The organism is Psychrobacter sp. FME6 (genome assembly GCF_014861365.1).
Lineage (GTDB): Bacteria > Pseudomonadota > Gammaproteobacteria > Pseudomonadales > Moraxellaceae > Psychrobacter.
Map to the genome: position 1 here is coordinate 1 of NZ_RRYW01000009.1, position 13,624 is coordinate 13,624.

Genomic DNA, 13,624 nt, shown 5'->3' on the forward strand with positions numbered 1-13,624 from the left:
TGTTCTTTTACATCAATTATGGCTACGTCTGATGCCAGCATACTTTTTAGAACACTACCAAAAAACGAATGAGCTGTTTTTGTGCGCTATTAATATAGTGCGACAGTCATAAATAACAGCTTTTTATTTATAAAGCAGCTTTACTCAGATGCTTTATTCAATGGCATTTAGCACCTCTAATATTTGTTGGTGAATGATTTGCCACCACCAAATAAAGCCAACGCCAATAAGTAGTATGATAACCCATGGCAGCAGTTGCCAAATAAGCGCAGGTTTTGATGGGGCTTTTTGTTCGCTAAGAACAGAATGACTAGAGTTTATATAGGTGGTTTGGTATTTAGGTTGATGTTGATCAATGGATTGATTGATGTACTGATTTTGGTTTTGAGACAAATAACCACTCTGATGCATCGCTGTATTTTGCATAACAGCGGCCATACGTTGACGGTAGGCAATAGCAAAAGCCAGGGCAATGATGAGACCTGTCATCGCCCCGCCAATATGACCCGCGTTATCGATACCAGGTACAGCAAAGCCATACACAAGGTTGATGCCCATAATAAATACAAGGCTTTTAAGATTGAGCACCATGCCATTGACCGATATCTTAAACAGTGCGGCTATTAATAACGCCGCGCCGATACCCATTATACCACCAGATGCCCCCGCTGATATACCGGGTTGCCCTGTACCATCCAAAATACCTTGCCACGTGACATAATTGTTGAGTAAGTTGCCACCGATTGCTGCCAGTAAAAACAACGCCAAAAACCTTACTGAGCCAAACATCGGCTCGGCGATTTGCCCAAAGAAGTACATGGCAAAACCATTAAATAACAGATGCATTAAGCCAATATGTAAAAAGGCGCTACTTACTAAGCGCCACGGCTCGTTATCCATGGTATAAGGCAAGGCATTGGCACCCCATTTTAGCAGGGCTTGAGTTGATGGGTTATTGGCATCAACGCCTGTCAGCACTTGCAAGATAAACAGTCCAATAAAGCTGGCTAGTAGCAAAGTGGTAACGGGCGCGGTCTTTAATAACTGTTGAATGGGCATAAAAGCGAGCTATCAATGAAAAAGTATCGGTAGAGTATAAAGGCTATGGTCAGGGTGTGTCATCTATAGTTGAGCCACTTTCAAATTAATTCCAGTAGCACGCTATAATATTTGAATGTTTAACAGACCCTAACTATATAAGTCTGTTATGATTATTTATAGCGATGCAGGCTTAAAGGTGGTTAATTTTAAGGTTTTCATAAGTACCTTTTACTAAGATGTCATTAGTGACTTGATTGATGTCGGTATGACCACAAAATGCCATGCTGATATCACACTCGTTATAAATCAGCTCTAGCGCGCGGCGAACACCATCTTCACCATACGCCCCTAGACCGTAAAGAAAAGCGCGACCGATCATCGTGCCCTTTGCGCCCAGCGAGATGGCCTTTAGTACATCTTGACCTGAGCGAATACCACTGTCTAACCACACCTCAATATTGCTGTTTTCAGCGTGTACCGCTTGTACAATATCAGCGAGGGCAGAGATAGAAGAGAGCGCACCGTCCAACTGCCGCCCGCCATGATTTGAAACCACCAGCGCATCGGCACCGCTACGCGCAGCTAAGATAGCATCTTCAGGCTCCATAATGCCTTTGATGATAAGTTTGCCACCCCACATATCTTTGATACGGGCGACATCGTCCCAGCTCAGCGCGGGATCGAACTGTTCGGCCGTCCATGCTGATAGTGACGAGATATCCTCGACGTTTTTGGCATGACCGACGATATTACCAAAGGTGCGTCTTTTAGTACCCAGCATATTTAGGCACCATTCAGGCTTGGTCATGAGATTCAATATATTGGTAAGAGTTGGTTTCGGTGGTGCAGACAGACCATTCTTGATGTCTTTGTGGCGTTGACCCAATACTTGCAAATCAGCGGTCAATATCAGTGCTGAGCAATTGGCAGCTTTGGCACGGCGGATCAGATTGGCCATAAACTCTTGGTCGCGCATGACATATAACTGAAACCAAAAGGGCGCATTAGTATTTTCTGCCACATCTTCGATAGAGCAGATACTCATGGTCGATAATGAAAAAGGCACGCCAAATTTTTCGGCGGCCCGCGCGGCATGAATCTCGCCATCCGCCCACATCATGCCAGTAAAACCAGTGGGGGCGATGGCGACAGGCATCTTGACTGGCTCACCAATCATATGCGTTGCCAGACGACGGTTGTCCATATTGACCAATACCCGCTGGCGCAATTTAATACGGTCAAAGTCGGTCTCATTGCTGCGATAAGTGGTCTCAGTCCATGAGCCTGAGTCGACATAATCATAAAACATACGCGGCACTTTACGTTCAGCGACACGGCGCAAGTCTTCGATTTCAGTGACTTTTTTTAAAGTGGTTTTCTTTAAAGTGGTTTTCTTTAAAACAGGTTTTAACTCTTTCATAAAGTTCTCGCTACTAAAGTTTTACGATTGGCATGCCAGAAGCGATTATTGGTTTTATCAGGCATTTAATATTGTTATGAAGCCATTAATAATTGCTGCAAATCCATCACGGAAAACGGATAATTTAAGCGTTGGGTTGGCGTCAAAATAACGGGGATAGTGGTGGCAAACTCCATCATAAGCGGCTCATCGAAATCGGCGATATCGACAATCTTATAAGTGATAGGCTGTACCGCTTGAAACTGTATGATTAGCTGCTCAGCGATATCACATAAATGACAGCCAGAGGTTCCAAGTAGCCACCATTTATCAATATCATCAACGCTATTTTCAGCACCGTTTTTAGCACTAGCAAGGCTGGGGTTTGCGTCAATCATACGCGCTCGCAATGCTTTTATGTCATTATCGTCCATAGTTATTCTCTCGCCTTAATATTGGCCGCATCGTACTTGCTTTTAGCTTTTTATCCAAAACGTGAGTATTGCTTCGTCTTGTTATGAAGTTTTTTGTCGAAACGCTGTGACATGATAAAGAAGTGGGGTAAATAATGACAGCGATTGTGAGATTAGGTAAGATGACTTGCTGTTTATCGTTACCGATTTATGAGGATTGGCGTAGCGTTTTCACTGACGGCTTGTTACTTAAACGCTTCTACTCAGAATGTTCTACTTTATTTTATTACTTTTTCAATCATTTGGATATCGCGCATGGCAAGTTTTGGCAAGTTTTTCAAACGGCTATTATTGGCAATAATGTTGTTGGTTGTGGCATTCCATGTGTTGGTCGCTGGACTACTGTTAATTTGGAAAACCCAGCCCATTAATAACAGTATGTTTATGCTGACCCATCGTTTAACAGGCGGTACAGTCACCCAGACGTGGGCAGAGTATGATGCCATTGCCAAGTCGGCCAAACAAGCGGCAATAGCCAGTGAGGATTCGACGTTTAGTGAGCATAATGGTTTTGATATGAAAGGTATCGAGGCGGCGCGTAAGAAAAACGAAGAAACGGGTAAAATGTCTGCTGGTGGCTCAACGATTAGCCAGCAATTGGCAAAGAACTTGTTTTTGACCTCGCATCGCTCGTATGTGCGTAAGGGTGAGGAAGCCATTATTACCGTAATGATTGAAACACTTTGGGACAAACAGCGTATCTTGACGGCTTATCTAAACGTAGCAGAGTTTGGCAATGGTATTTATGGTGTCGAAGCCGCGGCTCAGCATTACTTTGATAAATCGGCGGCCAATCTAAACCGTGATGAGTCAGCGCTACTGATCGCCATGCTGACCAACCCCAAATACTACCAAGACAATCAGAGCGATAGACGCTTACGTAATAAACAGCGTATCATCAAAAAACGGATGAAAAATGCGGCATTGCCACAATCAGCTTAATTAATAAGCAGCGTAACTGCTCGCCTCAATTGTTATAAAGTTAAACGGGCAGCGATGTTAAATGGTGGCCGTATTTCATAAGCATGATGATAATAAAAAATGCTAACAAAGCGGTTGTCGGAAATGTTGTTTTTAAAAAGATGACGGCGTATCGATAATAAAAAAGGAGCGATGACATGGTAGGTGTGAATGATAAGCAGGACAAGGGTAATCACATCAATGACATGATTGATGTTAATGAGCTTAATAGCATTAATAGCGTTAGTAATCAGGCCAATGTAAAAGATAACAATGAGAACCTAACCCAGATTGCATGGCAGCGTTCAGAAGACGGCAGCTATTCACCCAGCAGTTATATCAATCGTGACCTGTCCTTATTACAGTTTCATCTGCGTGTCTTAGCACAGGCCGCCAGTCCTTACCATCCGCTCCTTGAGCGCCTGTTCTTTTTAATTATCTTTTCGTCAAATATCGATGAGTTTTTTGAGATTCGTGTCGCTGGCATCATGCAAAAACTTAATATTGCAGATATTTCGACCAGCGCCCACGGTATGCGCCCCAGTGAAGTGCTGAACGAAATATCGACGATAACGCATGATGCAATTGCTGAGCAATATCGCATTCTTAACGAAGATGTCCTACCAGCGCTCGCTAAGGAAGACATCCGTTATCTCAAGCGCGATGAGCTCAATGCCGAGCAATCCGCTTGGATGAAGCGTTATTTTACTGAACAAGTATCGCCAGTCTTGACACCCATCAGTATTGATCCTGCGCATCCATTTCCACGTTTGGTCAATAAGAGCCTAAACTTCATCGCTACATTAGAGGGCAAAGATGCCTTTGGTCGCGATATCAATCTAGCGATTGTACCTGCACCGCGCAGTTTGCCGCGGGTGATTCGTCTACCCGATGAGCTAACGGGCGGCAAAGAGCACCACGTGATGCTATCGGCCATCATTCATGAGCACATTGGTGAGCTGTTTCCTGGGATGAATGTCACTGGCTGCCATCAATTTAGGCTGACGCGCAATGCCGATTTGGATTTGGCAGATGATGTCGAGGATATTGCCAAAGCATTAGAAGGCGAGCTAGAAAACCGCCGCTTTGGTGATAAAGTGCGTTTGGAGGTGACTACTGACTGTCCGGTACCTATTAGTGATTACTTGCTCAATGAGTTTGATCTGCATGATAATCAGCTATACCGGGTCAATGGTCCTGTCAACTTAACGCGTTTGTTGTTTGATTTTAATATTCCAGCACTGCGTTACGAGCCTTTTACTCATATCGTGCCAAAAGTGTTCCGCCGTGAGATGGATAAGCTGGATAAATCGACCAGTATGTTTGCAGCTATGCGCAAAAGAGATGTGCTGGTACACCATCCTTTCAATGCGTTTTCGCCCATTATCAATCTATTGTGGCAAGCCGCCAGCGATCCAAAAGTGTTGGCAATTAAGCAGACGCTGTATCGCTCAGGCACCAATTCAGAAATCGTTAAAGCACTGGCCGCCGCTGCCCGTAATGGCAAAGAAGTTACTGCCGTCATCGAGTTGCGCGCCCGTTTTGATGAAGCCTCTAATATCGCGGTTGCCAACTACTTACAAGAAGCAGGGGCAGTTGTGGTGTATGGCATCGTCGGTTACAAAACCCATGCCAAGCTCATGCTTATTGTACGCCGTGAGGACGACAGAATCCGCCGCTATGTGCATTTAGGGACGGGCAACTATCACGCCGCCAATGCCAAAGTTTATACTGATTATGGTTTGTTTAGCGCAGATGCTGACATCTCAGAAGACGTGCATAAGATATTCCAAGAGCTGACTGGTATGGGCAAACCTGCCAGCCTCAAAAAGCTCCTGCACGCGCCCTTTACGCTGCATGAAAAACTAATGAGTTTTATCGATGATGAAATCGCTCATGCCAAGGCTGGCAAGCGCGCTCATATCATCGTCAAAGTCAACGCCCTAACCGAACGGCGTTTGATTGGCAAGCTATATGATGCCTCGCAAGCAGGGGTCAAAATTGAGCTGATTTTGCGCTCTATGTGTTGTCTACGCCCACAAGTAAAAGGGCTGTCCGAAAACATCACTGTGCGCTCTGTCATTGGTCGTTTTTTAGAGCACACGCGCATTTATTACTTTTATAATAACGGAGACGAGCGCTTATATTGCGGTAGTGCCGACTGGATGGATCGCAATTTATTCCATCGAGTCGAAGTGGCGTTTCCGATTGAAGATAAAAAGCTGTTTAAGCAGGTCTATGAAGATGGCTTGCTGAATTACCTAAAAGATAATACCCAAGCTTGGACGCTTGATGGTGATGGTGTATGGCAGCAGCTTCAGCCAGCAGCGGATGAGGTACCGCATAGCGCCCAAGAGTATTTATTAAAAGTTGTTAGCGGGGTGGGAGAGACAGTCTAGCCAGCCTTGCAAAATTCATCCCAGTAGCATTGTATTTATTTTATAGGGGGCTGACTCTAGTCATCGCTGCATTTAAAAAGCCAATGATGGATCATCATCCATCATTGGCTTTTTGTTTTTCTAGGCAATACGAGTTACAAACTGTCTTGTAACCTCACATTTATTCACATATTGATACGGCAGTACACTGGTGCATTACTCAGTATTCTTCTTATACTTAATATAGTCAGTGAGAAGTAATATCGCTACATCACATCACGTACTGCGGGTACCGTTTTTTCTTGCTTGCTGTGCCTACGCAGACAGAGGCTGCAAAAAAACTATACCCGCAGTATCGTAGCGCTTTTAAAGTATTTTAACTATATCAGTTAACCAATTATAAAAATATGGAGACATTATGAGTAATACGACGAACGATACGTCAGATATCAAAAAAGCAGCAGAACAAGCTGACGGTCAGAAAATTGAGAAAAACCTAAAAGACAATAAACAAGCGGACACACCTGAACAGCTGAGTGAGAAAGAGCAAACTTCTTTTATTGAAGAGGATTTGCGCACGGATAAGTAGTGACTGCTCTAGACGTTCGGATTAAAAAAATTAATATACCAACGCGAGGGATACGCTATGACAGCTAATAGACATACCAATGAAGAAAAAGTATTGGTCGATGACCCATCTCTACTACATCCAAAAAATAGCCAAGATAGCTATGAAGGACGTAAGCATGAACCCGATATTGATGGTCCACAACAAGAGTCGCAAGAAACCGATGAGATATATTCTGATCCGCGCAAGGAAGAGGATTTACCAGCAGGCGGCAAAAACGTTGCAGATTTAGATGCTCATGATTTGAGTCAAGAAAGCGAGAAGTAAGTTCTCATAATATAAGTGACTATTTTATCTTATATCAATGAGCCTTTATAAAAATGAGCTTCTATAGATAAGCGTCGTCAGACATCTAGTGGCCAATAAAATAATAACAAAGCTGAGTTAAAAATATAAGGATATCACTATGCAAAATAAAGATATGCAAACCAAAGACCCCGCGTTGACTAAAACGCCTATCGATGACCAGGTCGACAATCATGAGATTCATAATGATAGGACACATGATGGTATTGCCGAGGCTATCTTAGCACCTGATGCTACTACCTTAGGTCATGATAACGAGGATAAAAGTACCCAGACATTCCAAGAAACAGTCATTGGTACAAGATACGCCAGTGATGATGTCGAGCATGGTGACCATATGCACGAAGATATCCACCATGATAGTTATAATGTGATGTCTACCGACGATAGTATTGTAGATAATACGAATATCAATAAAGGAACGGAAACGTTTGAAACAGGGGTCTTTGACTCAAAACACGTGAACGATAATGACAATCCTGCACGTCAGCCTGATCGCCGTGACCAAGAAGGCAATGCTTTTGATGAAGGCGTCAATGAACATACGACTGTTGATGATGCTTCTAAAAGCACAGAAATAAACGATAGGAATCGCTATGCAAGCGTTGATAACGCCCAGACACGTGTACTAAACCCTGACGACAAGGATTGATAGTCCTTTTGCAGTACTCTAGAAATCGCAGGTTATATAGAAGGAGTTTTGCGATAAAAACATTGCGATAAATTGCTATAAGGAGTCATTATGAATAATACATTCAATAACAATCATGAGTTAAAAGATGCAGACGATAACAATGGTATCGTTCCTGATGATGCCTTGCAAAAGGTCAATCCAGCTGCGGCAGAAAGAGTCACTGACGACCATGACCCGCATAATGTTGCCAAAAACACCAAACAGTATGATAGCTCGTTAATGGAAGACGACAAATAACCATTTATTGTAATAAGCGAAATTAAATAGAAGTAAAAAAGTGAAGTAACTGATCGAGTTCAATACTCTAATCCGTTACTTCACTTTTTTTGACAAAGCGATAGCTAACGCTATATATAGTGATGAACACTAAAACTAGTACGGCTGTATTAGTGTGCTATTGGTATAAATTTTTCTGGCGTGCTGCATACGCAGAGGCTGCGCAAAATTCATCCCAGTAGCACTGTAGTAATTCTCAGATATTTTGACTGCCTTTAAGCAGGGGAGCCGCTATGAAAACGTAGCTCAGTGTCTGGACTTGATATTAGCTCTGCTTCTATTGCTTTAAAAAATGCCACACGCTCATCAATATTCTCCTCAGATAGTGATTGTGCCAGTGCCAAATAATCCTCAAAATGACGGCTTTCTGACTTTAATAGATAACGATAGTATTTAGCCAAACGCTCATCATCGATAACCTCAGCAAGTGCCGCAAAGCGCTCGCAAGAGCGCGCCTCAATAAATGCCCCAATAATCAACACATCTACCATCGCTGCTGGCTCGTAAGTACGTTTATGCTTTAGCATACCTTTGGCATAGCGGCCTGCACTCAGATATTCCCAGACCTGACCGCGCTCATTCATGATGCCGAGCACTTGCTCGTAATGTAGCATCTCCTCACGTATCAGCTGTGCCAATTTACGCTGTAGTTCATAAGAAAACTCATAGCGAAATATCAAGTTCATCGCGGTACCAGCGGCTTTTTTTTCGCAATTGGCATGATCCTGAATGATTAACGGCAAGTTCGCGAGAGCCGCCTCAACCCAAGATTGTGTGGTTCTAGCGCCCAAAAATTTATAGATAGGTGACAAGTCTACTTTTATGGGTGTGCGTAACTGGGTGATATCGACGCTATCTTCTTTAATATCTTCTATTGATGTCTGTGGTATTAAGGGGTTGTTCTGATTTATAGTCATAGTTTAAATGGGCTCTATTTACGGGTGATGGACACAATAAATGACCTATTCAACATCATTTATTGTGTCCGATATATTCTAACGGATATTCATTAATAGATAACGGTTAAGCATAAATAGGTATTGAAATGATTACTTACAGTTTATAATTGGCGTATAAAACAGTGACTCTCAAGTATTGCTAATGATGTATAAGGCTTACGCTTTATGGCTTATCATATATTATATAGTTTCATTATTTACTTGGTGAATACCATTTTCCTGTTTATTTTATTACTTGATAGTAGGATGGTATTTTGCTTTTCGGGCATTTTGTCTTACTATTGATTGTCACTTAGTGGTCAGTGGCATGCAGTATAACAATTGCCAATCCTGTAGCAAAACATCATATTTGTAGACAGGTCTGGCTAAAGGCAGTCGAAAATCACCACTAGTCTATGGAATAGACACTATATTATTGGATAATTGGCTGCTCAATAACAGCTGATACTTTGCGTTGTCATGTTTGCTATTTATCTCAGCCAAATTTGAGATAAGCACTTTAGATTTAGCATTTTCAAACCGTTACGGTCACAACTCAGCACTAACTCACCTCACGAACAGATTAAGGATAACAACATGAGCCAGTCTTCTAACGTCAATCGTATTCAAAAAGGTATTCTTGCCATTGATCAGCAATTGTATGACTTTATTGAAAACGAAGTGCTACCGAAAGTCGGTGTTGATTCAGACGGTTATTGGTCGGGTTTTGAAAAGGTTATTAAAGAATTTACCCCACGTAACAAGGCGCTACTAGAGACTCGTGAAAAAATTCAAGCGCAGATTGACCAGTGGCATCTAGACAATCCTGCCCAAAATGGTGAAATTGATTACCCCGCTTACAAGGCATTCTTGCAAGAAATCGGCTATCTGTTGCCAGAAGGCGATGACTTCAAAGTCAGCACCGAAAATGTCGATGACGAGATTGCAAAGATTGCTGGACCGCAGCTGGTTGTTCCAGTACGTAATGCTCGCTATGCACTGAACGCGACCAACGCCCGTTGGGGTAGTTTGTACGACGCTCTATATGGTACGGATGTCATCAGTGATGACAATGGTCAAGAAGCAAAGGGTGGCTATAACCCAACTCGCGGCGCAGCTGTTGTGGCCTACGCCAAAAAATTCTTAGATGAAAGCTTTGCGCTAGCATCGGGCTCTTATACTGATGCGACTGGCTTTAAAGTGGTTGAGGGCAAGCTTGAAGTTGCTCAAGGTGATAGTAGCACGCAACTAAAAGATGCCGCACAGTTTTCAGGTTATGTTGGTGATGCAGATAGCCCAACGGCTATCCTATTAAAGAACAATAACTTGCATGCTGAAATTCAAATCGATGGCAGTCATCCCGTTGGTAAAGATGACCCAGCACATATTAAAGACGTATTATTAGAATCAGCAATTACCGCTATTCAGGATTGTGAAGACTCAATCGCTGCTGTCGATGCTGAAGAAAAAGTCGAAGCCTATCATAACTGGCTGGGATTGATGAATGGTGATTTGCAAGAGACCTTTGAAAAAGGTGGCAAAACCCGTACGCGCAAACAAAACCCAGACCGTGAATATACCGCGCCAGATGGTAGCTCGTTCACCTTACCGGGTCGCTCGCTATTGTTGCTCCGTAACGTCGGTCACTTGATGCAAAACCCTGCTATCTTAGTTGACTTGGGTAACGGTCAAGAACAGATATTCGAAGGTTTGATGGATGCACTGATTACCCCGCTATTGTCTTTGAATGATTTAAAAGGTAAAACTGAGCTATCAAACTCACGTGAAGGCTCGATGTATATCGTTAAGCCAAAAATGCACAGCCCTGATGAAGTAAAAATGGCCAATGATTTGTTTGATGCTTCAGAGGATTTATTAGGCTTAGAACGTAATACCATAAAAATCGGTGTGATGGATGAAGAACGCCGCATGACGGTCAACCTAAAAGAGGCCATTCGCCAAGCAAAAGAGCGCATTATCTTTATTAACACGGGTTTCTTGGATCGTACTGGTGACGAGATGCATACCAGCATGAACGCCGGACCGTTTGTGCGTAAAGGTGATATGAAGTCGCAAGCATGGCAACCAGCGTATGAGCAGTGGAACGTTGATGTCGGACTTGAAACAGGTCTACAAGGTCATGCTCAGATCGGTAAAGGCATGTGGGCGAAGCCTGATGAGATGAAAGAGATGATGGACACCAAAGCTGCGCATCCAAAAGCAGGCGCTAGTACTGCATGGGTACCGTCACCAACAGGGGCGACCTTGCACAGCATGCACTATCATCAGGTGAATGTCGCTGATGTTCAGGACAGTCTAAAATCACGCGAGCGTGCCAGCTTAGACGATATCTTGACCATTCCATTGGCAAAAGACACCAATTGGACAGAGGAAGAGAAGCAACAAGAACTAGAAAACAACGCTCAGGGCATTTTAGGCTATGTCGTACGTTGGGTAAACCAAGGCGTTGGTTGCTCTAAAGTGCCGGATATCAATGATGTTGGTTTGATGGAAGACCGTGCAACATTGCGTATCTCCAGCCAGCACATTGCCAACTGGTTACATCACGGTATTGTCAGTGAGCAGCAAGTGATGGAGGCGATGAAACGTATGGCAAAAGTCGTCGACGAGCAAAATTCTGGTGATGCTGACTATCGACCAATGGCGAATGATTTTGATAACTCTTATGCCTTCAAAGCCGCTTGTGATTTGGTCTTTAAAGGTCGCGAGCAGCCAAGTGGTTATACTGAGCCACTGTTGCATCAAGCACGACTTGACCTAAAAGCCAGCATCTAAATCGGTATGTTGGGCACATAATCTATTAAAAAACTTGTGATTTTTATGAGCGCTACTTATTTATACATAAGTAGCGCTTTATTTTGATGCTTAAAATTTGATGCTTAAAAAACAGGCATTACGATAGCCAAAAATAGTTAGTAATGCTGTTAAACGATAAGCACTGTCTCTATTTAGGTATATAAGAGATTTCTTATATCAATGTTTATGAACTATAGCTAACACGATATAAGTTAATTAATACACTGCGAAATGCAAAAAATGTGTTGCAAATTATGTCAAAGTTGTTATGCTTGTATTCGAAGTATGAGTTTGGTAACGGATGTTACGCAATGGAGCAATAAAAACCTAAGTTTACATAGCAGTTACGGTTTTTATCCTAGCTATGTAAGTTCTGGTTTTTTTATCTTACGGTAATAGAACTTCGCCACACTTGTTTCTGACTAATCTCGGTAGCCAGTTACACATTATATCTTTGAGGATTTGTGACGATACCATTATGAGTACCAGCTAATAATAGCTCGCTCATTACTAAAATTGTAAAGTGGAGATACCCCATGAAAAAACTACTTTTAGCTACAGCAGTTGCTGCTCTATCTGTATCTGCAGCCAACGCAGCACCACAAATCTATGGTAAAGCATTCGTTACTGCTGACTACGTTAATGCTGATGACGTTATTGGTGATGATGATTCAAACTCGTTACAAATTAACTCAAACGCATCACGTTTAGGTTTTAAAGGCTCTGAAGCTATGACTGCCAACACTGATGTTGTGTATCAGTTAGAGTATGGCGTTGATATCGACGGTGAAGGTTCTCAAACTTTTAAAAGCCGTGATACTTTCTTGGGTTTAGCCAACAAAACTACTGGTGAGTTCCGCTTTGGTCGTAACACCTCTGTACTAGATTACGTAAACAACGTGACTGTTACTGAAGGCTTTTGGGATAACTTAGGCAGCAACACGCTTGCTGACGGTGGTGTTGTTGAAGCGCTAAATATGCAAAGCGATGAGCGTCAAGACAACTCAATCGTTTGGATTGCGCCAAAATATGCTGGCCTACCATTAGAGCTAGCACTACAGTACTCTGCTGACGAAAGCTTCGTTGAAGACAACGATGATCGTAACAACGGTTACGGTGCGTCATTGATGTTTGACCAAGGTACTGGCTACACTGCTGGTGTTGCTTATACTAAAGATATGGATGCTGGTGCCGGTGATGTTATCCGTGGTACTGCTACTGTCGATTTAGGTAAGTTCATCGCGGCACCAGTGATGCTAGGTGCTCTATATCAGCAAACTGATTATGACTTTGATGGCTCTGATAAAGAAAAAGGTCTAGTAGTAAGTGCTGAGATGGGTCTGGCTAACTTTGCTCGTCCAGCTTCTGTATACCTACAGTACAACAAAACTGATAACCTAGCTGGCTTGGAAGATTATGATTCTGACCAAATCGTCCTAGGTGGCAAGTACATGTATAAAGACAACATGATTGCTCATGCTTATATTGGTCAAAACTCAGCTGATTGGGAAGATAATGATGCTGATGTATTTGCAGTTGGTGGCGGTCTAGAATACTTATTCTAATCTAAGCATTAGAATTGTATTATAAAAAACTCATCCTTCGGGGTGGGTTTTTTTTGTTACGGCCTTTTTAATTGGGTAGTGGGCTATAATAGCGATGCGCTTATAACCGCTGTACGCTAAAAACGGAATGTTTCAAAGAGTTTGTGCTT

12 protein-coding genes are annotated in these 13,624 nt (G+C 42.7%); 8 read left to right on the top strand and 4 right to left on the bottom strand.

All coding sequences use genetic code 11. From position 1 onward, the window contains the following. Positions 1 to 153: 153 nt before the first annotated feature. The 3 genes from EI162_RS02350 to EI162_RS02360 all read right to left on the bottom strand — a co-directional run bounded on the left by EI162_RS02350 (position 154) and on the right by EI162_RS02360 (position 2,874). Positions 154 to 1,059, bottom strand: a complete 906-nt coding sequence (locus tag EI162_RS02350) for a rhomboid family intramembrane serine protease (RefSeq protein ID WP_192522829.1) — start codon at positions 1,057 to 1,059, stop codon at positions 154 to 156. A gap of 172 nt (positions 1,060 to 1,231) precedes the next feature. Then, entirely contained in the window at positions 1,232 to 2,461 is a 1,230-nt protein-coding gene (locus EI162_RS02355) for an alpha-hydroxy acid oxidase (RefSeq protein ID WP_192522830.1), read from the bottom strand. A 74-nt stretch (positions 2,462 to 2,535) separates the two neighbouring features. After that, on the bottom strand, positions 2,536 to 2,874 hold the full coding sequence (locus EI162_RS02360) for a glutaredoxin family protein (RefSeq protein WP_192522831.1): 339 nt from the start codon (positions 2,872 to 2,874) through the stop codon (positions 2,536 to 2,538). Between the two features lie 294 nt (positions 2,875 to 3,168). Here EI162_RS02360 and mtgA point away from each other — a divergent pair, with 294 nt between their 5' ends. The 6 genes from mtgA to EI162_RS02390 all read left to right on the top strand — a co-directional run bounded on the left by mtgA (position 3,169) and on the right by EI162_RS02390 (position 8,116). Continuing rightward, positions 3,169 to 3,855: a monofunctional biosynthetic peptidoglycan transglycosylase gene (gene mtgA / locus EI162_RS02365; protein WP_192522832.1), complete on the top strand. Its 687-nt coding sequence runs from the start codon at positions 3,169 to 3,171 to the stop codon at positions 3,853 to 3,855. Between the two features lie 224 nt (positions 3,856 to 4,079). Then, complete coding sequence (ppk1, locus tag EI162_RS02370) at positions 4,080 to 6,272, top strand: polyphosphate kinase 1 (protein WP_225736890.1); 2,193 nt, start codon at positions 4,080 to 4,082, stop codon at positions 6,270 to 6,272. 397 nt (positions 6,273 to 6,669) lie between these two features. Then, positions 6,670 to 6,840, top strand: coding sequence for a hypothetical protein (locus EI162_RS02375; protein WP_192522834.1), 171 nt, complete (start codon positions 6,670 to 6,672; stop codon positions 6,838 to 6,840). 57 nt (positions 6,841 to 6,897) lie between these two features. After that, positions 6,898 to 7,146 (top strand): hypothetical protein, encoded by a 249-nt coding sequence (locus tag EI162_RS02380; RefSeq protein ID WP_192522835.1) that lies wholly within the window; start codon positions 6,898 to 6,900, stop codon positions 7,144 to 7,146. Between the two features lie 139 nt (positions 7,147 to 7,285). Beyond that, positions 7,286 to 7,837 carry a hypothetical protein gene (locus EI162_RS02385; RefSeq protein WP_225736889.1) on the top strand — a complete coding sequence of 184 codons (552 nt, stop codon included), beginning with the start codon at positions 7,286 to 7,288 and terminating at the stop codon, positions 7,835 to 7,837. A 90-nt stretch (positions 7,838 to 7,927) separates the two neighbouring features. Continuing rightward, positions 7,928 to 8,116 carry a hypothetical protein gene (locus EI162_RS02390; RefSeq protein ID WP_192522836.1) on the top strand — a complete coding sequence of 63 codons (189 nt, stop codon included), beginning with the start codon at positions 7,928 to 7,930 and terminating at the stop codon, positions 8,114 to 8,116. A gap of 254 nt (positions 8,117 to 8,370) precedes the next feature. Here the strand turns inward: EI162_RS02390 and EI162_RS02395 are convergent, their stop codons facing one another. Then, positions 8,371 to 9,072, bottom strand: a complete 702-nt coding sequence (locus EI162_RS02395; RefSeq protein WP_192522837.1) for a tRNA-(ms[2]io[6]A)-hydroxylase — start codon at positions 9,070 to 9,072, stop codon at positions 8,371 to 8,373. 618 nt (positions 9,073 to 9,690) lie between these two features. Here EI162_RS02395 and EI162_RS02400 point away from each other — a divergent pair. Continuing rightward, entirely contained in the window at positions 9,691 to 11,889 is a 2,199-nt protein-coding gene (locus EI162_RS02400; protein ID WP_192522838.1) for a malate synthase G, read from the top strand. A 557-nt stretch (positions 11,890 to 12,446) separates the two neighbouring features. Then, complete coding sequence (locus EI162_RS02405; protein ID WP_192522839.1) at positions 12,447 to 13,475, top strand: porin; 1,029 nt, start codon at positions 12,447 to 12,449, stop codon at positions 13,473 to 13,475. Positions 13,476 to 13,624: the final 149 nt, after the last annotated feature.

Coding starts and splice junctions, on each gene's coding strand:
- EI162_RS02350 (WP_192522829.1), bottom strand. CDS start 1,059: ATGCCCATTCAACAGTTATTAAAGACCGCGCCCGTTACCACTTTGCTA.
- EI162_RS02355 (WP_192522830.1), bottom strand. CDS start 2,461: ATGAAAGAGTTAAAACCTGTTTTAAAGAAAACCACTTTAAAGAAAACC.
- EI162_RS02360 (WP_192522831.1), bottom strand. CDS start 2,874: ATGGACGATAATGACATAAAAGCATTGCGAGCGCGTATGATTGACGCA.
- mtgA (WP_192522832.1), top strand. CDS start 3,169: ATGGCAAGTTTTGGCAAGTTTTTCAAACGGCTATTATTGGCAATAATG.
- ppk1 (WP_225736890.1), top strand. CDS start 4,080: ATGATTGATGTTAATGAGCTTAATAGCATTAATAGCGTTAGTAATCAG.
- EI162_RS02375 (WP_192522834.1), top strand. CDS start 6,670: ATGAGTAATACGACGAACGATACGTCAGATATCAAAAAAGCAGCAGAA.
- EI162_RS02380 (WP_192522835.1), top strand. CDS start 6,898: ATGACAGCTAATAGACATACCAATGAAGAAAAAGTATTGGTCGATGAC.
- EI162_RS02385 (WP_225736889.1), top strand. CDS start 7,286: ATGCAAAATAAAGATATGCAAACCAAAGACCCCGCGTTGACTAAAACG.
- EI162_RS02390 (WP_192522836.1), top strand. CDS start 7,928: ATGAATAATACATTCAATAACAATCATGAGTTAAAAGATGCAGACGAT.
- EI162_RS02395 (WP_192522837.1), bottom strand. CDS start 9,072: ATGACTATAAATCAGAACAACCCCTTAATACCACAGACATCAATAGAA.
- EI162_RS02400 (WP_192522838.1), top strand. CDS start 9,691: ATGAGCCAGTCTTCTAACGTCAATCGTATTCAAAAAGGTATTCTTGCC.
- EI162_RS02405 (WP_192522839.1), top strand. CDS start 12,447: ATGAAAAAACTACTTTTAGCTACAGCAGTTGCTGCTCTATCTGTATCT.